The sequence below is a fragment of the Pseudosulfitobacter koreensis genome (assembly GCF_024733015.1).
Lineage (GTDB): Bacteria > Pseudomonadota > Alphaproteobacteria > Rhodobacterales > Rhodobacteraceae > Pseudosulfitobacter > Pseudosulfitobacter koreensis.
Window position 1 is genome coordinate 464,355 of record NZ_JANKJG010000001.1, and the last position, 25,323, is coordinate 489,677.

Here is a 25,323-nt window from a genome sequence, read left to right on the forward strand (position 1 = left end):
ATTATTTTCAAGAAAGGCTTTAGCCGCCGCGCAGCCGCTCCAGCAGGCGCAGCGAGGCATAGCCATCCGGCACCATCCCTTTCGATACCTGAAACCGCCGCACCGCGGCCACCGTCAGCGGCCCGATCTTGGCGTCGATCTTCTGCGTGTCGAACCCCTGCGCCGTCAGCCGCTCCTGCAACTCGATCCGCTCGTCATAGCTCAGCGCGCGGTCGCCCAGCGGCCAGTCGGCCCTGAAGCCGGCACCGCCCCGAATGCGGTCTGCCAAGTGCCCGACGCCGATCACATAGGCATCGGCAGAGTTATACGCCTCTATGGCCTTGAAATTCTCGAACACCAGAAACGCCACGCCCCGCGATCCGGCGGGCAGCAGGATCGCCGCCGGTCCGTGGTCCGGCACCGCACCGCCCACGCCGGCGACACCCATGCGCGCCCAGACCGATGGCAATCGCGTGATGTCCCGGTCGGCTTGGGTATAGTCGAACCCTTCTGGCAGCGTTACCTCGACGCCCCATGGCATGCCCGTCTGCCAGCCATGATGCTTGAGATAGGCCGCCGTTGACGCCAGCGCATCCGTCGGATCATCCGACCAGATGTCGCGCTTGCCGTCTTTGGTGAAATCAACCGCATGTGCCAGATATGACGTGGGCATGAACTGCGTGTGTCCCATCGCACCCGCCCAGCTGCCGTTCATCCGGCTGGCAGGCACATCGCCGTTTTCCAGGATCGCCAGCGCCGCCAGCAACTGCTCTTCAAAGAACGCACTGCGCCGTGCGTCGTAGGCCAGCGTCGCAAGGCTCTGAACCGTGTTGTTAGAGCCGCGAAACCCGCCATAGGCGCTTTCCAGACCCCAGATCGCCGTCACGACGTGCTTGTCCACGCCGTAGGCCGCCTCGATCCGGTCCAGTGCTGCGCTGTTGTCGCGCAGCGCGGTCTGCCCGTTGGCGATGCGCACGTCAGAGACAGCCGTGTCCAGATATTCCCAGATCGTCTTGGTAAACTCGGACTGATTGCGATCGCGCCGCACGACGTCAACATCATAGCTGACCCCGTCAAAGGCGCGATCCAGCGTCGCTTGACGGATGCCCTTGGCCACGGCCCTGGGATAGAATGCCTCGATCCAGCGCTGAAAATCCGCATTCGACTGCGCCTGCGCGTCTGCATCAGCGACGGGAACAGGTGCGACGGTCGTGTCCTTGGCCGATGCCGCAGGCTGCGGGCGCAGCACCGGGCGGGCAGAGCCCTCGACCGGATCGTCCGCTTTCAGCGGACCGCCCAAAAATGTACCCAGCGCTGCCGCTGTGAGTGCGATGTACCGCATGTTTGCCTCGATTCTCGCTGCTTTTGTCGCGTGATTGGCACAAGCCTAGCGGCAATCATGGCATATCGAAAGAGATCAGGCACCGCCCGCGTCATGGGCACAGCTCTCGGCACGAATCCGCTCCAGGTGCTGGCGCAGCAGCGCCACGCGGTGCGGTCGAAAGCTGGTGCCTGTCACCTCAAGGTCGTGCATCCGGTCCAGCCGGAAGGTGCGGAAATCCTGCCGCAACAGGCACCAAGCCAGCAGTACGTTGTTTTGATCCAGGTAGACGATGCCCAGCGGGCGCACCGTCCGCTCGGTCTGCTGCGCCGCTGCGTCGGAATAGGCGAACCGCACGCAAAGCTCCTCCCACGTGGCACTGCGCAATCGCCCTACGTCGATCGTCGGCGGGCACGGGCGGCGAAATCGCTGCGCGTCCAGAATGGCATGTTTCAAACGGTGGGCCTGACGGGGCGGGACACGGGCCTGTATCTTGACCAGCGCCGATTCAGCCGCCTTGGCCAGCGCCGGGTCGCCGATCACCGCGACATCGCGCAGACCCAGAACCAGCGCCTCCAGCTCGTCATCCTCGAACCCCAGCGGCGGCAGCGTCGCGTCTTCGATCAGGGTAAAGCCAAAGCCCGCCTCGCCGTCGATCACGGCACCCAGACCCCGCAGCGCGTCGATATCGCGGTACACGGTGCGCAGCGACACATCCATGTCGCAGGCCAGGTGCTGCGCCGTGACGGGCGGCGACAGGCGGCGCAGATGTTGCATCAGTTGGAACAGGCGGTGGGTGCGGCTCATACGGCCCTTATAGCACATCTGCTGTCAGAAAATGACAGCAGATGTGTCGCGCCTCAGCTGCGTTTGCGGCTGACCTTGCGCTTGATCTTGTCGGCCTTGCGTTTGCCCTTGGCCACCTTGCGCCGGGGTGCGCGGCCAGCGGGTGATCGGCTGCCACCCTGGGGCATCTTGTCTCCGTCGACCGACAGCAACTCCAATGCGATGCCCCCCGTCACGGGGGCCGCTTCGGTCAGTCGCGCTGTAACCCGCTGGCCGATGCTGATCGTCAGGCCGGTGTCGGCCCCCATCAGCGTGCCCGCTTCGCGGTCAAAGTGAAAGAACTCGCGGCCCAGCGTGCGGATCGGCACCAGACCATCGGCGCCGCTGTCGTCCAGCTTGACGAAGGCTCCGAACTTGGCGACGCCACTGATCCGCCCGGTGAACTCGTCGCCCACGCGTTCCGACAGGTAAGAAGCCAGATAGCGGTCGGTCGTGTCCCGTTCGGCGACCATAGACCGCCGCTCGGTGTCTGAAATGTGTTGCCCGGTCTCTTCTAGCCGTTCGATGTCTTCGGGCTTCAGCCCGTCCTTACCCCAGCCATGCGCCGTCACCAGCGCGCGGTGCACGATCAGATCGGCATAGCGTCGGATCGGCGAGGTGAAATGGGCGTAATTGCGCAGCGCCAGACCGAAGTGGCCGAAGTTTTGCGGCCCGTAATAGGCCTGCATCATCGAACGCAGGGTCGAGATATTGATCAGCTCTGCATCTTCGGACCCGGCAGCGGCGGCCAGCAGCCGGTTCAGGTGCATGGTTTTCAGCACCTGCCCCTTCGCCAGTGGAAAGCCTGCCTCCAGCGCCGTTTCGCGCAGCGCGTTCAGCTTTTCGGGGCTGGGTTCCTCGTGCACCCGGAACAGCAGCGGCTGTTTTTTGGCGATCAGGGTTTCGGCGGCGGCGACATTGGCCAGCACCATGAATTCCTCGATCAGGCGATGCGCGTCCAGCCGCTCCTTGAAGTTCACGGAACTGACGGTGCCGTCGTCCTCCAGCACGATCTGACGCTCTGGCAGGTCCAGCTCCAGCGGTTGACGCAGGTGGCGCGCTTTGACCAAGGCGGCATAGGCATCGTAAAGAGGTTGCAAAACAGGCTCTAGCAAGGGGCCACAGCGGTCATTCGGGTTGCCGTCGATGGCCGCCTGCACCTCTTCATAGTTCAGCGAGGCAGGCGAGCGCATCAGTCCGCGCACGAAGTGGTGGCTGATCTTTTCGCCGTGGGCGTCGATCTGCATGCGCACGGCAATACAGGCGCGCGGCACGCCCTCGTGCAGGCTGCACAGATCGCCCGACAGCCGGTCAGGCAGCATCGGCACCACGCGGTCGGGGAAATAGGTCGAGTTGCCCCGTTTGCGCGCCTCGCGGTCCAGCGCCGAGCCGGGGGTGACATAGGCCGCCACATCAGCAATCGCGACCCAGATGATATGGCCACCTTCGTTCTTGGGATCGTCATCGGGATGGGCATAGCAGGCGTCGTCGTGGTCGCGCGCATCCCACGGGTCGATGGTGATCAGGGGCATGTCGCGCAGGTCCTCGCGACCCTTCAGGCCCATGGGCTTCATCGCGTCGGCCTCTGCGACCACCTCGTCGGGGAAGTCGTCGGGAATGCCGTGTTGGCGGATCGCGATCAGCGACACCGCCTTGGGGGCCGATGGATCACCCAGCCGCTCGACGATCCGCGCGCGGGGCAGACCCATGCGGGCAGGCCCGGCCAGCTCCGCCTCGACCAGTTCGCCGTCACGCGCGCCGCCCGTAGCATCGGCGGACACCTGCCATTCCTTGTCGGCACCCTTGTCCACCGGCAGGATACGCCCGCCCTCGGCCGTCTTGCGGAACACGCCAAGAATCTTCTTGGGGTTCGAGCCGACGCGCCGGATCATCCGCGCCTCGTAGTTGTGATCCTCGGCGGTCACCACGGTCAGACGCGCCAGAATACGGTCGCCCTCGCCCAGCGCTGGATCAGAAGTGCGGGTGATCATCAGCACCACAGGCTCCACGCCCTCGCCGTGCCACTCCAGCGGGCGGGCGAACAGATCGCCATTCTTGTCCGGGGCCAACACCTGCAGGATGCTGACGGGCGGCAGGCGGTCGGGGTCCTGATAGGACCGCTTGCGCTTTTCCAGATGACCCTCGTCTTCCAGTTCGCGCAGCAGACGTTTCAGGTCGATCCGGGCCGCACCCTTGATCCCGAAGGCCTTGGCGATGTCACGCTTGGCGGTCAGGGTCGGATTGGCGGCAATCCAGTCGAGAATTTCGGGTTTTGAAGGTATACGGCTCATATCTCCGAGGTAGCACGGGCATGGGGCAGCGTCATCGGCTATTTGTCATGTCCAGATCGGCGACGGTGTCCACGTCGCGCAGCGTCTCTATCTGGGCGATGCGAAGCCCCGGCAGGCTGGCGCATGTGTCTGCCAGCGCGTGTTCGGTGGACCAGCGCACGCCCTGGAACAGCCCGCGCGGCAAGGGACGCGCACGGCGCAGGCCGATCAGCCAATAGCCGCCGTCTTCCGCCGGACCGAACACCGCATCATGGTCGCCGAGCGCGGCAAAAGCGCTGGCAATATGCGCGCGTGTGATGCCCGGCACGTCGGCCCCGATCACGCAGACCGGACCACCTGCGCGCGCCATCATCCGTGCCATACGGTCCCCCAGATCGCCGCGCCCCTGGGGCCAGCGAGGCAGATGCGCAGGCCAGACGCGGCTGGTCATCCCGGCGCGGTCGGGTGCTACGGCCAGAACCGTTGCCCAGCGCGGATCGACAGTCTGACGCAGAAGGCGGCGCACCTGATGGCGGAACCACCACGCGGCGGCGGTCATTCCGATGTCGCGCCCCAGCCGCGTCTTCACCCGACCCGCACGCGGTTCCTTGACCATGACGACAAGCGTCGGTTTCACAGGGCCCGTTCCATGTCGCGGTGGCGGATGCCTGCGTCCAAATAGACCGGCCCAAAGGCGGCGAACCCCAACTTCTCATAGAACGGTATCGCGTGTTCCTGCGATCCCAGCTTGGCCCGCGTGATGCCGGGTTCTTGTCGGGCAATCTCCAATGCTGCGCGGATCAGCGCGGCGCCCAACCCGGTGCCGCGCATGCCCTGCAACACGCAGACGCGCCCGATCTTGGCGGTCTCTGCCGACAGCAAAATCCGCGCCGACCCCACGGGACGGCCAGCGTCAGTCGCCAGAACATGCAGCGCCTCGTCGTCCAGATCGTCGATCTCGTCGGCTTCGGGCACCTGCTGTTCCTCTATGAAAACGGTCCGCCGCAACGCGCGGCAGGCGGCGATATCACGAGTCTGCGCGATCTCGACCGTCATGCGAAATAATCACGCAGGATGCGGCCATAGATGGCTTTCAGCTGATGGATATGTTCAACGCGCACGTGTTCGTCCACCTGATGCATCGACTGACCAACCAGACCAAATTCGACCACGGGGCAGTGGTTCTTGACGAAACGCGCGTCCGAGGTGCCGCCGGTGGTGGACAAGAGCGGTTTGATCCCCGTTTCAGCCTCGACAGCGGTGCTGACCAACGTGGACAGATCGCCGGGGGGTGTCAGAAACGCTTCACCCGAAACCTTGATGCGCATATCGATCTTTACGCCGAATTCCTCGATCACCTGACCCACGTTGTCGTGCAGCCACTGGCTGAGGCTGTCGCCGGAATGGATGTCGTTGAAACGGATGTTCACGCAGGCCGAACATGACGCGGGGATCACGTTGGTCGCGGGGTTGCTGGTGTCCACGGTCACCACCGCCAGCGTCGAGGGGTCGAAATGGTCGGTGCCCTCATCCAGCGGATAGCTGGCCAGCCGGTCCATCAGACGCACCATTGCGGGCAGCGGGTTCAACGCGCGGTGCGGATAGGCAGAATGACCCTGCTTGCCGGTCACCTCGATCCAGGCGGTCATCGACCCGCGCCGCCCGATCTTGATCATCTCGCCCATGGTTTCAGGGCAGGTCGGCTCGCCCACCAGGCAGACGGTCATCGCCTCGCCATGCTTGTCCATGTGGTCCAGCAGGGCGGTGGTGCCGTGCTCTGCATCGCCTTCCTCGTCACCGGTGATCGCGATGATAATCGCACCCTCGGGCGGGGTGTCCCGGACAAAGTCGATGGCAGCGGCAACAAAGGCGGCTACGCCCGATTTCATGTCGGTCGTGCCGCGCCCGTACATCACCCCGTCGACGACATCGGCGGAAAATGGCGGATGGGTCCACGCGCTTTCATTGCCCACCGGGACCACATCTGTGTGGCCGTTGAAGCCGAAGGTGCGCGCGTGCCCCTTTTCGCCCCAGCGCGCAAAGAGATTGCGGATCCCCCCACGATCCGCCCATGTCACAGCAAACCCCGCCTGGGACAACGCGTCCGCTAGCACATCCAGCGCCCCGGCATCCGCTGGCGTGACAGAGGCGCATTTGACCAGTTCGGCGGTCAGTTCGGCGGGGTCAATGGGGGGCATGAGGTATCCTTGGATCAATGGGTGTTGGCGACATTGCGGCAAGAGTGGCCCGCAAGCGCGGCGTTTACTTGAATATTCTGTTACCAAACTCGGAAATTACATGCTAGGCTCACGCCCAATAACATGACCCGAGGCAGGGCATTCAGCAGTATCGCCATCAACGTATGGCACAAACATGCAACAACCGCATGGCGCAATGGGCACAGGTCAACTGTGCGCTGCTGATCGTTCTGTCTCGCTTCAAGGGCAAGAGGCAGACATGATCGCAGCACCACAAATTTCAGTATCAATCCCCCGCAAGCCAGACTCGCTTTCCCATTCCGACCCATCAAACGGCGGAGGCTATTCCCCCGCCGCGCGACGGACACTGAAACACTATGAAGCGGACCTGTGGCGCCGCGCACAAAAGGTCGCCTGATATGGCTTGGATTGCACTACTCGACACCCGCGAGGGCCGCTTTTGCGCCAACGGGTTGGGACTGGACCACCACGATGCACCCCGGTGCGACACGGCCGATGGCGGGCTGCTGACACGCGGCAGCCTGATGCTGGAGACACGCATGTCGCCCGATGGCCGCCCGCAGGAACTGTTCGGCTTTTCCGCCTGCCATCCGTGGCCGCGCAGCCTGACCTTTCAGGCGATACCGGGTGGCGGCATCTCGATGGTGCACAACCACAATGGCACGGTCGTGCACGGTGCCATCCGGCGCAAGACGTTCGCACGCACCGACGTGCTGCGCGTGACATATGCCTGGGACACCGCAACCAAATGGGCGCGGCTGTCGATCGAGGAGCCCGAGCAGGGCGAGGTGCTGGTCGTGCAGATCGCGGACCCCAAGCCGTTCCTGGTATCGGACCTGCGCGACCTGATTCTGGGGCAAAGCGACCGCGTTCTGGCGCAGGACGTGATCTTTGCCGCCGTCTCGACCGAAGTTGAGCCCATCGGACCGATGCCCTCGCTGGACCCCTCGGTGATGGCGGCCACGCCGCATGGTTACCGGCCCGTGGGCGAATTGCAGCGTGGCGATACGGTCATGACCGAACGTTCGGGCGTCGTGCCCGTGCTGCACCGCATTGACCGGACCGTTCCCGCAAGGGGCAGCTTTTCGCCCGTGCGGCTGCGCGCGCCCTATTTCGACCTGCAACAGGACATCGTTGTCGCACCGGATCAACGCCTGGTGCTGCGCGGGTCGGATGTGGAGTATCTGTTCAACCAAGAGGCCGTTCTGGTGCCTGCCCGCCACCTGATGAACGGACATGCAGCACACCCCGCGCCCAGCGGGCCAGTCATCACCTATACGCAGTTGCTGTTGCCGGGCCACGAGACGCTGCTGACTGCGGGCACCTGGGTCGAAAGTCTCTATATCGGGCGTCTGCGCCGCAAATCCGACCTGCTGATCAACAGCGCCTTGCAGAATCTCGAACGGTCCACCTTGCCTGAACACGGCAAGCCCGCATTCCCGGTGCTGAAATGGTTCGAGGCGATCACGCTGACCGATCAGCGCGCCGCGTGACACCACAGGCCTGCCGCTTCATCCTAGAAGCAGCAGGCCAAGCTCTCTAGAGTGGGTCGAAGAACGGCGTGACCTGTGCCACGATCACCGCGTTCTCATCCAGCGCCTGCTGCATCAGTGCGCGTTCTTCGTCGTCGATCTCGTGGCCTTCTTCCTCACGCTCGGCCAAGGTGCCATAGCCCGTGACGTCCAGCGGGGCGGTATCCGCCTGCTTCAGGATGGCCACGGTTTCGCGCACGGCCTCGGCCTCGTCCACGCCGCTGGCAAAGCACATCAGCGCAGCACCTGTCGCCTTGTCCGGCAGCCCGTCGCCCTTTTTCCGGCCGATCTGGACCAGCAGGGTATAGACCTGCTGGCGCGAAGGTTTCTTGGGTTTCTTGGTCTCAGACATGAATAGGGCCGCCGCATGAATGTGCGGCAGCCCTAGCGTGTTATTGTCGTTCTGAAAAGGGGCGAGCTGAAAAGCCTCAGGCGCGCCCTCGGATCAGACGTGTGATCCAGATCAACAGACATGCGCCTATCACGCCCACGATCAGCTGCCCGATCCAGCCACCCAGCGTGCTGCCGACGATGGCGACCAGCAGAAAGTTGGCGACGATGGCACCCACGATCCCCAGGCCGATGTTTGCAAGCAACCCCATGCTGGAATTCATGATCTTCTCAGCAATCCAACCCGCAAGGGCGCCTACGATAATGGCGGCGAACCAACCTATGCCCGTCATCTGTCTCTCCTATGAGTATTTCGCCGATACAACGGGCAGGGGCGGGTTTTGTTCCATCAGGTGCGCAGCAATTCGTTGATAGAGGTTTTCGACCGTGTCCTTGCGTCGACCTTTTTGACAATCACCGCGCAATAGAGGCTGACGTTGTTCTTGGACGGCATCGTTCCGGCCACAACGACGGACCCCGCAGGCACTTCGCCATAGGTGAATTCGCCGGTTTCACGGTCCACGATCTTGGTCGACTGGCCGATGAACACGCCCATGCCCAGGACCGACCCTTCGCGCACGATGCAGCCTTCGACGACCTCGGAACGCGCCCCGATAAAGCAGTTGTCTTCGATGATGGTCGGACCGGCCTGCATCGGCTCAAGTACGCCGCCGATGCCAACGCCACCCGACAGGTGCACGTTCTTGCCGATCTGCGCGCAGCTGCCGACGGTCGCCCACGTGTCGACCATCGTGCCCTCGTCCACATAGGCGCCCAGGTTCACGAAGGACGGCATGAGAACCACGCCGGGTGCGATGAACGCCGATTTGCGTACGACGCAGTTCGGCACGGCGCGAAAGCCAGCCGATTTCCATTCGGCATCGCCCCAGCCCTTGAACTTGCTGTCAACCTTGTCCCACCAACCGCCGCCCTGGGGGCCGCCTTCTTGCAGTTCCATGTCCTTGATCCGAAATCCCAGCAGAACCGCCTTCTTGGCCCACTGGTTGACGTGCCACGCCCCGTCCGCCTGTTTCTCGGCGACGCGCAGCTTGCCGCTGTCCAGCGCGTTCAGCGTCTCTTCGATGGCCTCGCGGGTTTCACCCGTGGTTGCCGACGAAATGCTGTCGCGGGCTTCCCATGCAGCTTCGATTGAGGATTCAAGGTGTGCGTTGGACATGGCAATAATTCCAGTGTTGGGACATTTCAGCCCCTTTAGCCTCTGAGGGGCCCTCGCGCAATGCATGTGGGTGACGCAGAGGCATCGGCGGAGGCCCACTATCGCGTTTCCAATGCTGCCAAACCAAGGCATGTTGCCGACAACACGGACACCGGAGAGACAATGACCAAGCCTGCCGACCACACCGCACGTCACCCCCTGCGCCACGCAGGCGTCGACCGCACCAAAGTCAAGGACGCGCCCGATACGCCGCAAACCCGCGCGTCGGCCTACAAGCTTGCCTTTGCCGACGACGATTTCCTCTGCCGCGAGGAACTGCGCCCGGTGCGTCTGCAACTGGAATTGCTCAAGACCACCTTGCTGCTGGACGAACAGGACATCCGATCAACCATCGTTCTCTTTGGTGGCGCACGCATTCCCGCCCCGGCGAACAGGGATAGGGCCCGCACCCAGACGCTGGCTGATCTGTCGCACTTCTACGACGTCGCACAGGAGTTCGCGCATCAGATGACCCTGCGATCACTGGAAAGCGATGGTCACGAGAACATCATCGTCACCGGCGGCGGTCCCGGCGTGATGGAGGCGGGCAACCGCGGTGCAAGCGAGGCAGGCGGCAAGTCGATCGGGCTCAGCATCGTTTTGCCGCACGAGCAGGCACCGAACGCCTATGTGACGCCCGAGCTTTGCTTCAACTTTCACTACTTCGCCATCCGCAAGATGCACTTCCTGATGCGTGCCCGCGCGATCTGCGTGTTTCCGGGCGGCTTTGGCACCATGGACGAAATGTTCGAGGCGCTGACCCTGATCCAGACCGGGCGCATGGAGCGTGTGCCGTTCCTTCTGTTCGGCCGGGATTTCTGGGAAAAGATCATCAATTGGGAGGCGTTGGCCGACGCGGGCACAATTTCGCCGCAGGACCTCGAGCTGTTCCGCTTCGTCGAAACCGCGCAGGAAGCGATGGACGTAATCGACGGCTGGGAGACCACACAACCCCGCGAAACGATTCCCGGAAGATAATCGGGAACCAAACCGCGGCGCTCTGCGTTGGGGCTTTGAATATTGAACTCTAGGGGGCCCCATGGCGAGCACAGTAGCATCCAAGACGAAACCGCAGGCGACCGACACCTCGGACGTGTCCGCGCAGCTTGAATTGATCAAGGCGGACATTGCTCAGCTGACGACTCTGCTGGGGCAATTGACAAGCCATAAGAAAGACGAGGCATCTGCCCGCGTCAAACAGGGCGTTTCCGATTTGAAGAATACTGCTTCGGAGCAGGCGACCTATGCCCGCGTGCGTGCCGCCGAGGCAGGCGAGCAGGTGCAGGACATGGCCGAACAGTATTACGGTCAGGCAGAAGACGCGGTGCGCAAACAGCCCGCACTGGCCGTTGGTATTGCCGCTGGCCTGGGCTTTCTGGTGGGCATGATGACCACGCGCCGGAACTAAGACATGTTATTGGGACTGCGGTATCGCATCCATCTGGCCGTCCGGCGCTATGCGCTTGGCGGCCTTGGTGGGTTGATGGCCTTGATCGGCCTGGGATTTCTCTGCGCATCGGGGTTGATGCTGCTGCTGACGGTCACCGACCCGATCACGGCCTGCGCGATCATGGGCGGGGCATTCTTTGGCCTTGGGCTGATCCTGATGTTCGTCGCCCGCAAACCCCGCGTGCCAGTATCAGAGGCATCGCTGGCCGCGTCGCCGACCGCACAGGCCAGCGCTACAGCGCCACCACCACCTGCCGCTAGCCCGATGCCGCCGCTTGCTGCGGCGTTCGTTCAGGGCCTGACCCAAGGTATGGCCGCACGCCGGCGTTGACCAAGATCAGGCACACAGTTCGGCGGGAAGCGTACAGACCGGAATATGGTGCGGCAGGGTTTCCACGATCTGACCGTGCTGGGTGTCGCGGATGCAATAGCCGTATCCGGCAATCCGATGCTTCCACTCACGCTTGGACAATGCCTTTGCGCGTTCCTGGGTGATCAGATCAACGGCCTTGGCCGCAAGTGCCGCATCTGTGTTCGAAAAGTCCAACATTTCAATTCTCCTGTTCCTGCCTAATTGCAGGATCAGGATGGCGGTGTCTTTCGGCGTAAATCGTACACAATAGGGATTTCTTCGGGGCAACTGTGTCCAATTAAGACACCAGCACCCCAGAAGCATCAGTTAAGCCCGGTTTCTGCCGCAATCTCGCGGCGCGATTTGCGTTCGCGCTCGGTCGCCGATTTCAACTGGCCGCAGGCGGCCATGATATCCTCGCCGCGCGGTTTTCGCACGGGGCTGGCGTAACCGGCCTTGTAGACGATCTCGGAAAACGCGCGGATGCGGTTGTTCGAGGACCGCTTGTAAGGCGCACCGGGCCACTCGTTGAACGGGATCAGGTTGATCTTGGCCGGGATGCCCCGGATCAGTTCGATCAAGCGATAGGCGTCCTCGTCACTATCGTTTACGCCGTCCAGCATGACGTACTCAAAGGTGATCCGCTCGGAATTGCTGACCTTCGGATAGGTCCGCAGCACGTCCAGCAACTCCGCAATATTCCAGCGCTTGTTGATCGGCACCAGCTTGTTGCGCACCTCGTCGGTGGTGGCATGGAACGACACGGCCAGTTGGCATCCGATCTCTTCGGCGGTGCGGGCGATCTCGGGGACGACGCCGGAGGTCGACAGGGTGATGCGACGGCGCGACAACTGGATGCCCTCGGGGTCCATCGCGATCTTCATCGCGTCGCGCACGTTTTCAAAGTTATACAACGGCTCGCCCATGCCCATCAGCACGATGTTCGACAACAGGCGCGCATCTTCGGTGCGTTTGCCATGTTCGGGCCATTCGTCCAGATCATCGCGTGCCATCATCACCTGACCGACGATTTCGCCTGCGGTCAGGTTGCGCACCAGCTTTTGCGTGCCTGTGTGGCAGAACGAACAGGTCAGCGTGCAGCCGACCTGAGAGGAAATGCACAGCGTTCCGCGCCCCTCCTCGGGGATATAGACCACCTCGACCTCGTGGCCGCCCGCAATGCGCACCAACCACTTGCGGGTGCCATCGGTGCTGACCTGTTTGGACACGACTTCGGGAATCTCGATCACAAAGGCTTCGGCCAGTTCGGCGCGGAATGCCTTGCTGAGGTTGGTCATGGCGTAAAAGTCGCGCACGCCCCATTGATAGATCCACTGCCAGATCTGCCCGACGCGCATCTTGGCCTGCTTTTCCGGCGTGCCGATGGCAATCAGCGCATCGCGCATTGCGGCGCGGGTCATGCCGACCAGGTTCGCAGGCCCTGCAGGAACCTTGCGGGGGATGGTCATAACATCTTGAGTGATCGGCGCATCGGCAGACATCGGGGCAACTCCGGAGTTGGGGTGATGCGCCTCTATATAGGAAAGCGGGGCAGGATCAAAGGATTCGGCCCCGCTGTCCGACGCGCTTAGCCGCCGCAGCGGCTTTCGGCTTCTTCGACTGCTGCGGTAAAGCCCAACAGCGAGAATGTATCCTTGGTGGTGGTGCCCCGACCGGACACGCCGGTGACGACCGCATCGGCACCGCGCTTCATGGCGGTCACGATCTTGGTGTCGTCGGCTGCTGTCGCGGGCCACGCCCATTCACCATCGGTGAACAGCTCAAACTCGCTGCCGCTGATGTTCACGTTGACGGTGCTGCCGCTGGCAAAGGGATACCCGCCGGTAAAGGCCACCTGGCCCTTGGCTTCGGCGCTGGGGCGATAGAACACCATCAGCAGGATCTGGCTGCGAGTCGCGGCCACGACACGTCCGTCACGGGTGTTCACGATTTCCTTGGGGGTCGACACGCTCCAGCATTCGGTCGGGTTGTCTTCGACAAAGACGCTCCAATCGGTCTTGGCTGCGACACGGTTGGTGCTCTGGTCTTGCGCGGCAGCGGTATTGACCGTCAAGGCCATCGTCAGCCCCGCCATACCCAAAACACCTGCCGTTGTACTCATAAATCCCATCTGTCCAGCCTCCAGACTGTCCTTAGCCTCAATACGAAGGGCGGTGCCCGTGGCCCGTTGCGCGGGGCCTTCTCTTGCAACTGCCTCAATTCTTCTCGACAAGAAACATATTAACGCGAAAACCGCGACCCACGAAACCCAAATTGGCAGGAAATCGCCAAGATGTGAGGTGAACTATGTCGAATGCCGTTTCAATGGCCGAAGTCTGGCGCGGCCCCTTTCTGGAAAGCGTCCATCGTGGGCATGCCGTGGTCTGTGACGACACCGGACAGATCGTACACGCCTGGGGCGATCCGCAGGCCACCGTGCTACCGCGATCGTCTTCCAAGATGCTGCAGGCGCTGCCCCTGATCGAAAGCGGCGCGGCGGATGCCTTTGGCCTTGGCACCGAGCATCTGGCGCTGGCCTGCGCCTCGCACAACGGGGCGGCGATCCACACCGAACGCGTGGCGAAATGGCTGGATCATCTGGACCTTGGCGACGACGACTTTCGCTGTGGACCACAGGAACCCGACGACCGCGACGCGCGCAATGCGCTGATCCGTGCCCAAGAACGCCCCTGCCAGATGCACAACAACTGCTCGGGCAAGCACAGCGGATTTCTGACGCTGAACAAACATCTGGGCGCTGGCCCCGATTACGTCGATCCTGATCACGCAGTGCAGCGCGCTTGTCTGGAAGCGTTCGAGCGTGTCACCGGCGAATCAAGCCCCGGCTTCGGCATCGACGGATGCAGCGCGCCCAACTTTGCCACCAGCCTGCATGGTATGGCCCGCGCGATGGCGCATTTTGCCGCCGCGCCCACAGGCAGCGCCGAGGAACGGTTGCGCACGGCAATGACGCTGCACCCCGAACTGGTCGCGGGTGAAGGGCGCGCCTGCACCAACCTGATGCGCGCGATGGGCGGCAAGGTCGCGATCAAGACGGGGGCCGAGGCGTTCTTTATCGCCATTATCCCCGAGCTGAAGATGGGCGTCGCGTTGAAGATCGAGGACGGCGGCACCCGTGCTGCCGAATGCGCGATCGCCGCGATCCTGGTCAAGCTGGGCGTTCTGGAACCGGATCACCCCGAAACGCTAAAGTACCTGAACGCACCGATCCGCAACCGCTGCGATTTGATAACGGGCGCAGTGCGTGCGGCTCCTGCCCTGATCTAGACGAAGTCCGACCGCGCATAGCCTTGGATGAACAGAAGCGCCGTCAGGTCGCCGTGGTTGATCCGCACATCGCATTCGGCACCGACCACCGGCTTGGCGTGCAGCGCCACGCCGGTGCCTGCGCGGTGCAGCATCCCCAGATCGTTGGCCCCATCGCCCACGGCGATCACATCGGCCTCGGACAGACCCAGACGCGCGGTGATCTGCTCCAGCGCGTCGACCTTGGCCTGCTTGCCCAGGATCGGCTCGGCCACGGTGCCGGTCAGCGTGCCACCCTCCACGATCAGTGTGTTGGCCCGGTTCTCGTCGAACCCCAGATGCGCCGCGACTGCCCCGGTAAAGGCGGTGAACCCGCCCGACACCAGCGCCGCATGGCCGCCCTGCGCCTTCATCGTGGCCAGCAAGGTCGCACCGCCGGGCATATAGGTGATGCGCTGCGCCAGAACCTCATCAATCACGCCAGCACCCAGCCCTTTCAGCAGCCCCACTCGCTCACGCAGGGCCGCTTCGAAATCCAGTTCGCCGTTCATCGCGCGGGCGGTGATGTCCTTGACGAAGTCACCGACCCCTGCGGCATCGGCCAGCTCGTCAATACATTCCTGCTGGATCATCGTGCTGTCCATATCGGCCAGCAGCATCTTCTTGCGCCGCCCCTCGGCGGGCTGGATCACCAGATCAACGCCCATTTTTTGCACGTCCGCCCACACGTCCCAGCGATTGTCTGGCATCTGCGCCAGCGTGAATTCCGCCGCCTCGTCCGGCGACAGCCAATCGACAGGACCACCGCCCCAGGCATTGCGCAGCGCCTCGGCCAGTTCGGGTTGCAGCGCGCCGGGAGCCGCGATCAGCGTACACATAAATGCAGTCATGTTTCGGGTCCGCTCCACCAATGTCGCAAAAAGCTGTTCAAGCGGCGCTATAGTCGCGTTTTCCCCATTGCGCCACCCATCGAAGCGCCGTAGATGCGTCAGTGGGACACCCTTCCCCAACGAAGGGCGATTATCTGTGAGGATACCAGAAATGGCTATTGACCAACCGGCAACGCGGCCGGCCAACCCGCGTTTTTCTTCCGGCCCCTGTGCCAAACCCCCCGTATTCAATTTGAACAACCTGTCCGACGCGCCCTTGGGCCGCTCGCACCGTGCAAGCGTTGGCAAGGCCAAGCTGCTGAAAGCGATCGAGGACACCCGCGAGATTCTCGGCGTGCCCGCCGATTACCGCATCGGCATCGTTCCCGCATCCGACACCGGCGCCTACGAGATGGCAATGTGGTCACTGCTGGGCGAACGCCCCGCCGAGATGGTCGCCTGGGAAAGCTTTGGCGCGGGCTGGGTCACCGACGTGGTCAAACAGCTGAAAATCGACGCCACCACTCACACTGCCGAATACGGCGAGATCGTGGATATGGCCGCGCTGAACTATGACAACGACGTCTGCTTTACCTGGAACGGCACCACATCGGGTGTGCGCATGCCCAATGGCGATGCAATCCCCGCCGACCGCGCGGGCCTGACCCTGTGCGACGCGACCAGTGCTGCCTTTGCGATGGACCTGCCCTGGGACAAACTGGATGTGACCACGTTCAGCTGGCAAAAGGTGCTGGGCGGCGAAGCGGCCCACGGGATGCTGATCCTGTCGCCCCGCGCCGTGGAGCGTCTGGAAAGCTATACGCCTGCATGGCCGCTGCCCAAGATTTTCCGCATGACCAAGGGCGGCAAGCTGATCGAGGGCATCTTCAAGGGCGAAACCATCAACACCCCGTCGATGCTCTGCGTCGAGGATTACCTGCAGGCGCTGGAGTGGGCGCGCACCGTCGGCGGCCTGAAAGGGCTGATCGCACGGGCCGATGCCAACACCAAGGCCATTGCCGATTTCGTCGATGCGCATGACTGGATCGAATTTCTGGCCGCCGATCCCGCGATCCGCTCGAACACCTCCGTGTGTCTCAAGTTCAACGATGACCGCATCGCGGACGGCGCTGCCTTTGCCAAAGCTGTGGCGAACCGTCTGGCCGACGCCGATGTGGCGCTGGACATCGGGGCCTATCGCGACGCCCCTGCGGGCCTGCGCATCTGGTGCGGCGGAACCGTCGAGACCTCGGACATCGACGCGATGTTGCCCTGGCTTGAATGGGCCTTCGAGACTGAAATCAACGCCTGATCCCGGCGGGGTGACCACCTGTCCGCTGCATGGCACGGCGCGGTTACCCCACCATACCCCAAGTTTATTCAATGAAGGACCACTGACATGGCCCCCAAGGTACTTATCTCCGACAAACTCAGCGACGCCGCCGTTCAAATCTTCAAGGATCGCGGCATCGAGGTCGATTTCCAGCCCGATCTAGGCAAGGACAAGGACAAGCTGGCCGAAGTGATCGGCCAATATGACGGCCTCGCGATCCGCTCGGCCACCAAGGTCACTGAGAAGATCCTTGCCGCCGCGGACAACCTGAAAGTCATCGGGCGCGCAGGCATCGGCACCGACAATATCGACAAGGACGCGGCGTCGAAAAAGGGCGTGATCGTGATGAACACGCCGTTCGGCAACATGATCACCACCGCAGAACACGCCATCGCGATGATGTTCGCCGTGGCACGCCAGATCCCCGAGGCATCGGCGTCGACCCACGCGGGCAAATGGGAAAAATCCAAGTTCATGGGCGTCGAGCTGACCGGCAAGACGCTGGGTGTCATCGGCGCAGGCAACATCGGCGGCATCGTCTGCGACCGTGCACGTGGCCTGAAGATGAAAGTCGTCGCTTACGATCCCTATCTGAGCAACAAGAAAGCCGACAAGATGGGCGTTGAAAAGGTCGAGCTGGACGAGCTGCTGGCGCGCGCCGATTTCATCACGCTGCATGTTCCTTACACCGACTCCACGGCCAACATCCTGTCCAAGGAGAACATCGCCAAGACCAAGAAGGGCGTGCGCATCATAAACTGTGCCCGTGGCGGTCTGGTGGACGAAGCGGCCCTGGCCGAGGCGCTGAAATCCGGCCATGTGGCCGGTGCCGCATTTGACGTGTTCCAGGAAGAGCCCGCCAAGGAAAACCCGCTGTTCAACCTGCCCAACGTCGTCTGCACCCCGCACCTGGGGGCCGCAACCACCGAAGCGCAGGAGAACGTGGCGCTGCAGGTGGCCGAGCAGATGGCGAACTATCTGCTGACCGGCGCTGTTGAAAACGCCCTGAACATGCCGTCGGTCACTGCCGAAGAGGCCAAGGTGATGGGCCCTTGGCTGAAACTGACCGACCACTTGGGGTCTTTCATCGGTCAGATGACCGACGAGCCGATCCGCGCGATCAATATCCTTTATGACGGGTCGGTCGGGTCAATGAACCTGGACGCGCTGAACTGCGGTGTGATCGCAGGCATCATGCGGCGCGCCAATCCCGACACCAACATGGTGTCGGCCCCTGTGGTTGCCCGTGAAAAGGGCATCCAGATCAGCACGACCAATCAGGACAAATCCGGCGTCTTCGACGGCTATGTCAAGGTCACCGTGGTGACGGCCAAGCGCGAGCGTTCGGTCGCGGGCACGGTGTTCAGCGACGGCAAGCCGCGCTTTATCCAGATCAAGGGCATCAACATCGACGCCGAGATCGGCCAGCACATGCTGTACACCACCAACAACGACGTGCCGGGCATCATCGGCCTGCTGGGCAACACCATGGGCAAAAGCGGCGTGAACATCGCCAACTTTACCCTGGGCCGCAACGAGGCCGGCGGCGAGGCGATAGCGCTTTTGTATATCGACGAGGCGCTGCCTGCGGACGTTCAGAAGACGCTGGAAGGCACCGGAATGTTCAATCAGGTCAAACCGCTGGAATTCATGGTCGCCTGACGCACATATTTTTGGCGGCCTTGCCCCCTGCAGGGCCGCCACACTCCGTACGACCTGCAAGCGCCGCGATCTTGTCCAGCAAATCGTCGCTCTCTTGCACCCTTGGGCGGGTCCGCCTATTCCACCTTCGGAATGCATTTCACAGCCCCAAGGATTTTCGATGCCCAAACCCATCTATGCCGTCGGCGACATTCACGGCCAGCACGGCGAGTTGTCCCGCGTTCTCGATCTGATCGAAGCGGATGGCGGCAGCGATGCGCAGGTGGTGTTCGTGGGCGATTACATCGACCGTGGCGCGGACAGTGCGGCGGTGCTGGACACGCTGATTGCAGGGCGTGATGCGGGGCGCGACTGGACGTTTCTTCTTGGCAATCACGACCGCATGTTCGACTGGTGGATGCAGGATTATCCCCGGCAGGAGGCCTTTCTGCCGGTCGAGCTTTATTGGCTGCACCCGCGTCTGGGCGGCGACACGACACTGGCGTCCTATGGCATCGATTTCACCGTCAAAAGCCGCCAGACCGCCGTGCACGCCGAGGCGCTGAAAACCGTGCCCAAGGCGCATATGGATTTCATCGCCACCTGCAAGCTCAGCCACGAGACCGACGCGTTGTTTTTCTGCCATGCTGGCATCCGGCCGGGCGTACCGCTGGATCAGCAGACCGAACACGATCTGATTTGGATTCGCGAAGAATTCCACGAGGTCACGACGCCCCACCCCAAGCTGATCGTGCACGGCCACACGCCCGTCGATGCGGCGACGCATTACGGCAACCGCGTCAATCTGGACACCGGCGCGGGCTACGGCAAACCGATGACCGCCGCCGTGTTCGAGGGCCGTGATTGCTGGACGCTGAGTGCCGAAGGGCGCGTGCCGCTTACGCCCTGACCGCGACGCTCAGGTCCAGTCCAGCACCACCTTGCCGCTCTGCCCCGACTTCATCGCGGCGAAACCGGCCTCGAAATCATCCACATGGAAGCGGTGGGTGATCACCCGTGATACGTCCAGACCGTTCTCCAGCATCGCGATCATCTTGTACCAAGTCTCGAAAATCTCGCGGCCATAGACGCCCTTGATGGTGATCGCCTTGAACACGATCCGGCTCCAGTCAACGGGGCTTTTGCCCGGCGGGATACCCAGCATCGCGATGCGCCCGCCCATGGTCATCGCATCGACCATCTGATCCAGCGCCTGCTGGTTGCCCGACATTTCCATACCCACGTCAAAGCCCTGCTTCATCTTGAGGCGCGGAATGACGTCCTGAAGCGTCTCTTGCGTCACGTTCACCGGAACCACATCTGCCACCTGCGACGCCAGTGCCAGCCGGTCGGGGTTCACATCCGTGATCACCACATGACGCGCACCGGCATGCCGTGCGACGGCGGCGGCCATGATCCCGATGGGACCTGCCCCTGTGATCAACACGTCCTCACCGATCAGATCGAAACTCAGCGCCGTGTGAACCGCATTGCCCAGCGGATCGAGAATGGCACCGATGTCGTCGCTGATCTCGTCGGGCAATGGCACCACGTTGAACGCGGGCAGCCGCAGGTATTGCGCGAAGGCGCCCTGTTCGTTCACCCCGATGCCCCGCGTCGCTGGATCAAGGTGAAACTTTCCCGCACGGCTCTGCCGACTTTGCGTGCCGATCAGGTGCCCTTCGCCACTGCAGCGCTGGCCCAGCTCAAGCCCCTGAACATCGCGCCCGATCTCGACGATCTCGCCTGCGAATTCGTGGCCCGTGATCATCGGCACGGGCACGGTCTTTTGCGCCCAGTCGTCCCAGTTCCAGATGTGGATATCGGTGCCGCAAATGCCGGTCTTGTTGATCTTGATCAGCACATCGTCGGGACCGATCTCGGGCACTGGCGCCTCAACCATCCACAGCCCCTCGCGGGCGTGCAGTTTCGACAGCGCCTTCATTTCGTTGGTCGCCATCAGATCACGCCACAGGCTTTGCCCGCCTTCTCGAATGCCGCCAGCGCGCGATCCAGATCGTCACGGGTCAGGGCCGCGTTCATCTGGGTGCGGATGCGGGCCTGTCCGCGCGGGACTACAGGGAAGAAAAAGCCCGAGACATAGACGCCCTCATCATAGAGCTTTGACGCCATGTCCTGTGCCAGCTGCGCCTCGCCCAGCATCACGGGAATGATCGGGTGTTCGCCGGGCAGCAGATCAAACCCGAGTTTTTGCAGTCCATCACGCCAGTATTTCGCGTTTTCAAACAGTTGTGCGCGCAGGCCGTCGCCCTCTTCAACCAGACGCAGCGCCTCGATGCCCGCCGCAACGATCGCGGGCGGCAGCGCGTTCGAGAACAGATAGGGCCGCGCGCGCTGTCGCAGCAGGTCGATCACCGGTTGCGGCCCCGCGATATAACCGCCAATGGCCCCGCCCAGCGCCTTGCCAAGCGTGCCGGTCAGAATGTCCACGTCGACACCGAAATGCGAGGGCGTGCCAGCCCCTTTCGGCCCCATGAAACCGGTGGCGTGGCAATCATCGACCATCACCAGCGCACCGTATTCTTCGGCCAGGCGCGTAATCTCGGGCAGGTTCGCCAGATAGCCGTCCATGCTGAACACGCCATCGGTGGCGATCATGACAAAGCGCGCGCCGTCGGCCTTGGCCTGCTTCAACTGCGCCTCAAGATCGGTTATGTCGCTGTTGGCATAGCGATAGCGCTTGGCCTTGCACAGCCGGATGCCATCAATGATCGAAGCATGGTTCAGCGCGTCGGAAATGACCGCGTCCTCCGGCCCCAGCAGCGGCTCAAACAGCCCGCCGTTGGCGTCGAAGCAGGCGGCGAACAGGATCGAATCGTCCTTGTTCAGGAACGCCGCCAGCTTTTGTTCCAGCTCGCGGTGCATGTCCTGCGTGCCGCAGATGAACCGCACCGACGCCATGCCGAAACCCTTCGGCTCCATCGTCTCGCGGGCGGTGCGGATCAGATCGGGGTGATCTGCCAGCCCCAGATAGTTGTTGGCGCACAGGTTGATCATCTCGCGCCCCGCGACCTTGATCTTGCCGCCCTGGGGCGAGGTGATCAGGCGTTCAACCTTGGTCAGCCCTTCGGCGTCGATGTCGGCCAGGGTCTGGGTGATGTGGGATAGAAATGCTTGGGTCATGGACGGCTCCTCTTTGCCGTCGCTTCTATCATACCGGAAGCGATTCCGAAATAGAGGATTTCTGTATCACGGATACTTGTCCGATATACCGGATTAATCGCTCAGGCGTTCTGAACCACCAGAAAGGCGCGCGCGGCGCTTGTGGCCTTGATCCGGTGCGGCACATCGGCTGCATAGCGCGCGGTATCGCCCGCGCCGATGGTCTGAGTGGCCTCGGCGCTGGTCACGTCCAGCGTGCCATCGATCACCGTTAGGTATTCGCGCGCGCCACGGGTGTGGGGCTGGCTGTCCAACATGCCACCTTCGGCAAAGCGCAGCTCGTAAACCTCGTGGTGGCCCGCCTCTTCGGGGGGCGACAGGATGCGGATGCGGCACCCGCTGCCCCGGTTTTCGATGGTCGGCACATCAGCGCTGCGCAGCACCTCGATGCTGGCCGTGGCGGCATCACCGTCCAGGAGCCCCGCAAAATCGACCTGCAGCGCGCGTGTCAGGTTCCACAGCGTCGCGATTGTCGGACTGCTTTCGCCACGCTCGATCTGGCTGACCATCGACCGGCTGACGCCTGACAGCTTGGCCACGGCATCCAGCGACAAACCCTGGGCGCGCCGCGCATCTTTCAGGCGGCTGGGCAGGCGGGTCAATATTGCGTCAGTTTCGTCCGTCATCACGGATGATATGCGCGGGACATTGCCCGCTGTCAACTGACGGCACGTTGCGGCTGACATCGGTGCGGACAGGGATCATAACCACGGGCAAAGCAAAAGGATCACATCATGCAAGACATCGTTATTCTCGACGGCGCGCGCACCGCAATCGGCACATTCGGCGGATCGCTGGCTGGAACACCCACGGTCGATCTGGGCACCGCGGCGGCCAAGGCGGCGCTGGAACGCGCAGGCGTCGAAGGCGCGCAGATCGGCCACGTAGCCTTTGGCAACGTCATCAACACCGAACCGCGCGACATGTACCTCAGCCGTGTCGCCGCCATGCAGGCGGGTGTGCCGGACACCACGCCCGCGATGAACGTGAACCGTCTGTGCGGATCGGGCGTGCAGGCCATCGTTTCGGTGATGCAGTCCCTGATGCTGGGCGATGCCGACTTTGGCTTGGCGGGTGGCGCCGAGAACATGTCGCGGAGCCCCTATATCGTGCCAGCCGCCCGCTGGGGGGCCAAGATGGGCGATGTCCAGTCGCTGGACATGATGCTGGGCACGCTCAACTGCCCCTTCGGCACCGGGCACATGGGCGTAACAGCGGAAAACGTCGCCCAGGAACATCAGGTCACCCGCGACGCACAGGATGCTTTTGCGCTGCTCAGCCAGGAGCGCGCGGCGACGGCGATTGCGGAGGGCCGCTTTGCCAGCCAGATCACGCCGGTCGAGGTGCAGGTCAAGCGTGACATGGTGCCGTTCGAGGTGGACGAGCACCCGAAGGCCACCAGCATCGACGCGTTGTCGGGATTACGTACAGTTTTCCGCAAAAACGGTACAGTAACCGCAGGCAACGCCAGCGGCATCAATGACGGCGCTGCGGCACTGGTGCTGGCCACGGCGGACGCAGCGGAAAAGGCGGGGCTGAAGCCCAAGGCGCGCATCCTTGGCTATGCCCACGCCGGTGTACGCCCCGAGGTCATGGGCATCGGCCCAATCCCCGCCGTGCGCAAGCTGCTGGAGAAAACCGGCCTGTCGGTCGCGGACTTCGACGTGATCGAAAGCAACGAGGCCTTTGCCGCGCAGGCCCTGGCGGTCAGCAACGATCTGGGGCTGGACCCCGCAAAGGTGAACCCGAACGGCGGCGCGATTGCGCTGGGCCATCCGGTCGGGGCGACGGGCGCCATCATCACCGTCAAGGCGCTGTACGAGCTGGAGCGGATCGGCGGGAAACGCGCCCTGATCACAATGTGCATCGGCGGCGGTCAGGGTATCGCGCTGGCCATCGAACGTATCGCTTGAGCCGACGTCGGGGGGAACCACCCCCCGGCCTCAACTCAGGTGTTGGGCCAGGGCAAAGAGCACACCGCCCAGCACCACGCCGCCTGCACCCGCCATTGCGATCCAGCGCCAGAAATGACGCTCGGGCGGCGTTTCATCCTTCGCCTGACGGATCAGCGCCGCCTCGACCAATGCAGGCAGACGCGGGCCGAACCGGGCCAGCACCATCGCCGTCTTGCCCAGATCGCTTAGTACCGCGCGCGGGCCGATGGATGTCTTGATGTAGTCGGTGACGATGGGGCTGGCCACTTCCCAGATGTTCATGCGCGGGTTCAGCGACCGCGCCACACCTTCGACCACAACCATCGTGCGTTGCAGCAGGATCAGCTCTGTGCGGGTTTCCATGCCGAAACGCTCGGTCACCTCGAACAGATAACTCAGCAGCCGCGCCATCGAGATGCGGGTGGCGTCCATGCCAAAGATCGGCTCGCCCACCGCACGCAGGGCGCGGGCGAATTCGTCGACGTCCTTGTCGGCGGGCACATAGCCTGCCTCGAAGTGCACTTCGGCGACGCGTTTGTAATCCTTGCGGATAAAGCCGAACAGGATCTCGGCATAGACGCGGCGGGTGTATTCGTCGATGTGGCCCATGATCCCGAAGTCATAGGCGATGATATCGCCGTTCGCCGCGACCTTGAGATTGCCTTGGTGCATGTCGGCGTGAAAGAAACCGTCGCGCAGGGCGTGGTTCAGGAACAGTTGCAGCACCCGCTCGGACAGCTCGACGCGATCAACGCCCAGCGCGTCGATTGCGGCGTTATCGCCCATCGACACACCGTCGGCCCAGCTCATGGTCATCACCCGCCGTGCGGAATGATCCCACTTGATGCTTGGCAGTCGAAATCCCGCATCATCCGCCGTGTTGGCCGCGAATTCGGATGCCGACGCGCTTTCCAGCCGCAAGTCCAGCTCGCCGCGCACAACGCCGTCGAAATGTTCGATCACGTCCAGAGGTTTCAGGCGGCGTGCGCCGGGGGCGAACAGGTCGACCAGGCTGGCGGCGAGATAGAACGCATCAACGTCCTTTCGGAACGCCGCCTCGATACCGGGGCGCAGGACCTTGACCGCCACTTCTTCGCCGGTTTCGCGCAGCGTCGCCTTGTGCACCTGCGCGATGGACGCCGCGGCGACGGGTGCGCTGAATTCGGAAAAGATGGTGTCGACCGGCTGACCCAGTTCCTTTTCGATCTCGCGCTTGGCCACGTCCACATCGAAGGGCGGCAGCTTGTCCTGCAACACCCGCAACTGCACCGCCAGATCGTTGCCGACAACATCGGGGCGAGTCGAAAGAACCTGACCGAACTTGATATAGGCAGGGCCCAGCGCCGTCAGGGCACGGGTGGCGGGCGGCATGTTCGGATCGCCGTTGTACCCCAGCCACCGAAACGGCTTGCCCAGCAGTTTCGCCACAAACCGCACGGGTTTCGGCGCATCGAAGGCATCAAGCACCACGTTCATCGCACCCGTGCGTTCCAACGTGGCGCCGGTGCGGATCAGCCGCCAGATGTTATGAGGTCCGCGCACG

Annotated in this window: 26 protein-coding genes; 9 read left to right on the plus strand and 17 right to left on the minus strand. The window is 63.0% G+C overall.

The window, feature by feature from the left end; translation table 11 throughout:
• Positions 1–19: 19 nt before the first annotated feature.
• From NTA49_RS02350 to dapE, 6 genes are all read right to left on the minus strand, one after another.
• Positions 20–1,321, minus strand: coding sequence for a lytic murein transglycosylase (locus tag NTA49_RS02350; RefSeq protein ID WP_258293040.1), 1,302 nt, complete (start codon positions 1,319–1,321; stop codon positions 20–22).
• A 75-nt stretch (positions 1,322–1,396) separates the two neighbouring features.
• Positions 1,397–2,107, minus strand: coding sequence for a helix-turn-helix transcriptional regulator (locus NTA49_RS02355; protein ID WP_258293041.1), 711 nt, complete (start codon positions 2,105–2,107; stop codon positions 1,397–1,399).
• Between the two features lie 53 nt (positions 2,108–2,160).
• Positions 2,161–4,416 carry a ribonuclease R gene (gene rnr, locus NTA49_RS02360; RefSeq protein WP_258293042.1) on the minus strand — a complete coding sequence of 752 codons (2,256 nt, stop codon included), beginning with the start codon at positions 4,414–4,416 and terminating at the stop codon, positions 2,161–2,163.
• Positions 4,417–4,447: 31 nt separating this feature from the next.
• Positions 4,448–5,032 (minus strand): TIGR04282 family arsenosugar biosynthesis glycosyltransferase, encoded by a 585-nt coding sequence (locus NTA49_RS02365; protein WP_258293043.1) that lies wholly within the window; start codon positions 5,030–5,032, stop codon positions 4,448–4,450.
• Positions 5,029–5,451, minus strand: coding sequence for a GNAT family N-acetyltransferase (locus NTA49_RS02370; protein ID WP_258293044.1), 423 nt, complete (start codon positions 5,449–5,451; stop codon positions 5,029–5,031). Before NTA49_RS02370 ends, NTA49_RS02365 begins: the two co-directional genes overlap by 4 nt.
• Positions 5,448–6,593 carry a succinyl-diaminopimelate desuccinylase gene (gene dapE / locus NTA49_RS02375; RefSeq protein WP_258293045.1) on the minus strand — a complete coding sequence of 382 codons (1,146 nt, stop codon included), beginning with the start codon at positions 6,591–6,593 and terminating at the stop codon, positions 5,448–5,450. Before dapE ends, NTA49_RS02370 begins: the two co-directional genes overlap by 4 nt.
• Positions 6,594–7,012: 419 nt before the next feature.
• Here dapE and NTA49_RS02380 point away from each other — a divergent pair, with 419 nt between their 5' ends.
• The gene (locus NTA49_RS02380; protein ID WP_258293046.1) at positions 7,013–8,107 is read left to right on the plus strand and encodes a Hint domain-containing protein; all 1,095 of its coding nucleotides are present in this window, start codon (positions 7,013–7,015) and stop codon (positions 8,105–8,107) included.
• Between the two features lie 46 nt (positions 8,108–8,153).
• On the opposite strand, the gene NTA49_RS02385 is transcribed toward NTA49_RS02380, so the two are convergent.
• The 3 genes from NTA49_RS02385 to dapD all read right to left on the minus strand — a co-directional run bounded on the left by NTA49_RS02385 (position 8,154) and on the right by dapD (position 9,713).
• Entirely contained in the window at positions 8,154–8,498 is a 345-nt protein-coding gene (locus NTA49_RS02385; protein WP_258293047.1) for a hypothetical protein, read from the minus strand.
• Between the two features lie 76 nt (positions 8,499–8,574).
• The gene (locus NTA49_RS02390) at positions 8,575–8,829 is read right to left on the minus strand and encodes a GlsB/YeaQ/YmgE family stress response membrane protein (RefSeq protein WP_261368066.1); all 255 of its coding nucleotides are present in this window, start codon (positions 8,827–8,829) and stop codon (positions 8,575–8,577) included.
• A gap of 56 nt (positions 8,830–8,885) precedes the next feature.
• Positions 8,886–9,713, minus strand: coding sequence for a 2,3,4,5-tetrahydropyridine-2,6-dicarboxylate N-succinyltransferase (gene dapD / locus NTA49_RS02395; RefSeq protein WP_258293049.1), 828 nt, complete (start codon positions 9,711–9,713; stop codon positions 8,886–8,888).
• Positions 9,714–9,875: 162 nt separating this feature from the next.
• Between dapD and NTA49_RS02400 the strand changes: the two genes are divergently transcribed.
• The 3 genes from NTA49_RS02400 (at position 9,876) to NTA49_RS02410 (ending at position 11,532) form a co-directional block, all read left to right on the plus strand.
• Positions 9,876–10,730 (plus strand): LOG family protein, encoded by an 855-nt coding sequence (locus NTA49_RS02400; protein ID WP_258293050.1) that lies wholly within the window; start codon positions 9,876–9,878, stop codon positions 10,728–10,730.
• Positions 10,731–10,791: 61 nt separating this feature from the next.
• On the plus strand, positions 10,792–11,160 hold the full coding sequence (locus NTA49_RS02405) for a DUF883 family protein (protein ID WP_258293051.1): 369 nt from the start codon (positions 10,792–10,794) through the stop codon (positions 11,158–11,160).
• A 3-nt stretch (positions 11,161–11,163) separates the two neighbouring features.
• Complete coding sequence (locus NTA49_RS02410) at positions 11,164–11,532, plus strand: hypothetical protein (protein WP_258293052.1); 369 nt, start codon at positions 11,164–11,166, stop codon at positions 11,530–11,532.
• Between the two features lie 6 nt (positions 11,533–11,538).
• On the opposite strand, the gene NTA49_RS02415 is transcribed toward NTA49_RS02410, so the two are convergent.
• The 3 genes from NTA49_RS02415 to NTA49_RS02425 all read right to left on the minus strand — a co-directional run bounded on the left by NTA49_RS02415 (position 11,539) and on the right by NTA49_RS02425 (position 13,675).
• A complete protein-coding gene (locus NTA49_RS02415) occupies positions 11,539–11,751 on the minus strand; it encodes a hypothetical protein (protein WP_258293053.1) in 213 nt (70 codons plus the stop codon).
• Between the two features lie 125 nt (positions 11,752–11,876).
• Positions 11,877–13,055, minus strand: coding sequence for a 23S rRNA (adenine(2503)-C(2))-methyltransferase RlmN (rlmN, locus tag NTA49_RS02420; protein ID WP_261368067.1), 1,179 nt, complete (start codon positions 13,053–13,055; stop codon positions 11,877–11,879).
• An 86-nt stretch (positions 13,056–13,141) separates the two neighbouring features.
• Positions 13,142–13,675: an invasion associated locus B family protein gene (locus NTA49_RS02425; RefSeq protein WP_258293055.1), complete on the minus strand. Its 534-nt coding sequence runs from the start codon at positions 13,673–13,675 to the stop codon at positions 13,142–13,144.
• A 185-nt stretch (positions 13,676–13,860) separates the two neighbouring features.
• Between NTA49_RS02425 and NTA49_RS02430 the strand changes: the two genes are divergently transcribed.
• Positions 13,861–14,841 (plus strand): asparaginase, encoded by a 981-nt coding sequence (locus NTA49_RS02430; RefSeq protein WP_258293056.1) that lies wholly within the window; start codon positions 13,861–13,863, stop codon positions 14,839–14,841.
• Here the strand turns inward: NTA49_RS02430 and serB are convergent.
• Complete coding sequence (serB, locus tag NTA49_RS02435) at positions 14,838–15,710, minus strand: phosphoserine phosphatase SerB (protein WP_258293057.1); 873 nt, start codon at positions 15,708–15,710, stop codon at positions 14,838–14,840. The genes NTA49_RS02430 and serB overlap by 4 nt on opposite strands.
• A gap of 151 nt (positions 15,711–15,861) precedes the next feature.
• Here serB and NTA49_RS02440 point away from each other — a divergent pair, with 151 nt between their 5' ends.
• From NTA49_RS02440 to NTA49_RS02450, 3 genes are all read left to right on the plus strand, one after another.
• Positions 15,862–17,001: a phosphoserine transaminase gene (locus NTA49_RS02440; RefSeq protein WP_258293058.1), complete on the plus strand. Its 1,140-nt coding sequence runs from the start codon at positions 15,862–15,864 to the stop codon at positions 16,999–17,001.
• An 87-nt stretch (positions 17,002–17,088) separates the two neighbouring features.
• Positions 17,089–18,684, plus strand: a complete 1,596-nt coding sequence (serA, locus tag NTA49_RS02445) for a phosphoglycerate dehydrogenase (protein ID WP_258293059.1) — start codon at positions 17,089–17,091, stop codon at positions 18,682–18,684.
• Between the two features lie 160 nt (positions 18,685–18,844).
• Positions 18,845–19,573, plus strand: coding sequence for a metallophosphoesterase family protein (locus NTA49_RS02450; RefSeq protein ID WP_258293060.1), 729 nt, complete (start codon positions 18,845–18,847; stop codon positions 19,571–19,573).
• A gap of 9 nt (positions 19,574–19,582) precedes the next feature.
• Here the strand turns inward: NTA49_RS02450 and tdh are convergent, their stop codons facing one another.
• The 3 genes from tdh to NTA49_RS02465 form a co-directional block, all read right to left on the minus strand.
• A complete protein-coding gene (gene tdh, locus NTA49_RS02455) occupies positions 19,583–20,623 on the minus strand; it encodes an L-threonine 3-dehydrogenase (RefSeq protein WP_258293061.1) in 1,041 nt (346 codons plus the stop codon).
• Positions 20,623–21,807 carry a glycine C-acetyltransferase gene (locus NTA49_RS02460; protein ID WP_258293062.1) on the minus strand — a complete coding sequence of 395 codons (1,185 nt, stop codon included), beginning with the start codon at positions 21,805–21,807 and terminating at the stop codon, positions 20,623–20,625. The genes tdh and NTA49_RS02460 overlap by 1 nt, the downstream gene beginning before the upstream one ends.
• 101 nt (positions 21,808–21,908) lie before the next feature.
• On the minus strand, positions 21,909–22,472 hold the full coding sequence (locus NTA49_RS02465; RefSeq protein ID WP_258293063.1) for a helix-turn-helix domain-containing protein: 564 nt from the start codon (positions 22,470–22,472) through the stop codon (positions 21,909–21,911).
• A gap of 108 nt (positions 22,473–22,580) precedes the next feature.
• Between NTA49_RS02465 and NTA49_RS02470 the strand changes: the two genes are divergently transcribed.
• Complete coding sequence (locus NTA49_RS02470) at positions 22,581–23,759, plus strand: acetyl-CoA C-acyltransferase family protein (RefSeq protein ID WP_258293064.1); 1,179 nt, start codon at positions 22,581–22,583, stop codon at positions 23,757–23,759.
• A 30-nt stretch (positions 23,760–23,789) separates the two neighbouring features.
• Here the strand turns inward: NTA49_RS02470 and ubiB are convergent, their stop codons facing one another.
• Positions 23,790–25,322, minus strand: a complete 1,533-nt coding sequence (gene ubiB / locus NTA49_RS02475; RefSeq protein ID WP_258293065.1) for a 2-polyprenylphenol 6-hydroxylase — start codon at positions 25,320–25,322, stop codon at positions 23,790–23,792.
• Between the last annotated feature and the right edge of the window lies 1 nt (position 25,323).

Bases quoted from the DNA above. Each gene is read 5' to 3' on its own strand.
- NTA49_RS02350 (WP_258293040.1), bottom strand. From the start codon at position 1,321: ATGCGGTACATCGCACTCACAGCGGCAGCGCTGGGTACATTTTTGGGC.
- NTA49_RS02355 (WP_258293041.1), bottom strand. From the start codon at position 2,107: ATGAGCCGCACCCACCGCCTGTTCCAACTGATGCAACATCTGCGCCGC.
- rnr (WP_258293042.1), bottom strand. From the start codon at position 4,416: ATGAGCCGTATACCTTCAAAACCCGAAATTCTCGACTGGATTGCCGCC.
- NTA49_RS02370 (WP_258293044.1), bottom strand. From the start codon at position 5,451: ATGACGGTCGAGATCGCGCAGACTCGTGATATCGCCGCCTGCCGCGCG.
- dapE (WP_258293045.1), bottom strand. From the start codon at position 6,593: ATGCCCCCCATTGACCCCGCCGAACTGACCGCCGAACTGGTCAAATGC.
- NTA49_RS02380 (WP_258293046.1), top strand. From the start codon at position 7,013: ATGGCTTGGATTGCACTACTCGACACCCGCGAGGGCCGCTTTTGCGCC.
- NTA49_RS02385 (WP_258293047.1), bottom strand. From the start codon at position 8,498: ATGTCTGAGACCAAGAAACCCAAGAAACCTTCGCGCCAGCAGGTCTAT.
- NTA49_RS02390 (WP_261368066.1), bottom strand. From the start codon at position 8,829: ATGACGGGCATAGGTTGGTTCGCCGCCATTATCGTAGGCGCCCTTGCG.
- dapD (WP_258293049.1), bottom strand. From the start codon at position 9,713: ATGTCCAACGCACACCTTGAATCCTCAATCGAAGCTGCATGGGAAGCC.
- NTA49_RS02400 (WP_258293050.1), top strand. From the start codon at position 9,876: ATGACCAAGCCTGCCGACCACACCGCACGTCACCCCCTGCGCCACGCA.
- NTA49_RS02405 (WP_258293051.1), top strand. From the start codon at position 10,792: ATGGCGAGCACAGTAGCATCCAAGACGAAACCGCAGGCGACCGACACC.
- NTA49_RS02410 (WP_258293052.1), top strand. From the start codon at position 11,164: ATGTTATTGGGACTGCGGTATCGCATCCATCTGGCCGTCCGGCGCTAT.
- NTA49_RS02415 (WP_258293053.1), bottom strand. From the start codon at position 11,751: ATGTTGGACTTTTCGAACACAGATGCGGCACTTGCGGCCAAGGCCGTT.
- rlmN (WP_261368067.1), bottom strand. From the start codon at position 13,055: ATGTCTGCCGATGCGCCGATCACTCAAGATGTTATGACCATCCCCCGC.
- NTA49_RS02425 (WP_258293055.1), bottom strand. From the start codon at position 13,675: ATGAGTACAACGGCAGGTGTTTTGGGTATGGCGGGGCTGACGATGGCC.
- NTA49_RS02430 (WP_258293056.1), top strand. From the start codon at position 13,861: ATGTCGAATGCCGTTTCAATGGCCGAAGTCTGGCGCGGCCCCTTTCTG.
- serB (WP_258293057.1), bottom strand. From the start codon at position 15,710: ATGACTGCATTTATGTGTACGCTGATCGCGGCTCCCGGCGCGCTGCAA.
- NTA49_RS02440 (WP_258293058.1), top strand. From the start codon at position 15,862: ATGGCTATTGACCAACCGGCAACGCGGCCGGCCAACCCGCGTTTTTCT.
- serA (WP_258293059.1), top strand. From the start codon at position 17,089: ATGGCCCCCAAGGTACTTATCTCCGACAAACTCAGCGACGCCGCCGTT.
- NTA49_RS02450 (WP_258293060.1), top strand. From the start codon at position 18,845: ATGCCCAAACCCATCTATGCCGTCGGCGACATTCACGGCCAGCACGGC.
- tdh (WP_258293061.1), bottom strand. From the start codon at position 20,623: ATGGCGACCAACGAAATGAAGGCGCTGTCGAAACTGCACGCCCGCGAG.
- NTA49_RS02460 (WP_258293062.1), bottom strand. From the start codon at position 21,807: ATGACCCAAGCATTTCTATCCCACATCACCCAGACCCTGGCCGACATC.
- NTA49_RS02465 (WP_258293063.1), bottom strand. From the start codon at position 22,472: ATGACGGACGAAACTGACGCAATATTGACCCGCCTGCCCAGCCGCCTG.
- NTA49_RS02470 (WP_258293064.1), top strand. From the start codon at position 22,581: ATGCAAGACATCGTTATTCTCGACGGCGCGCGCACCGCAATCGGCACA.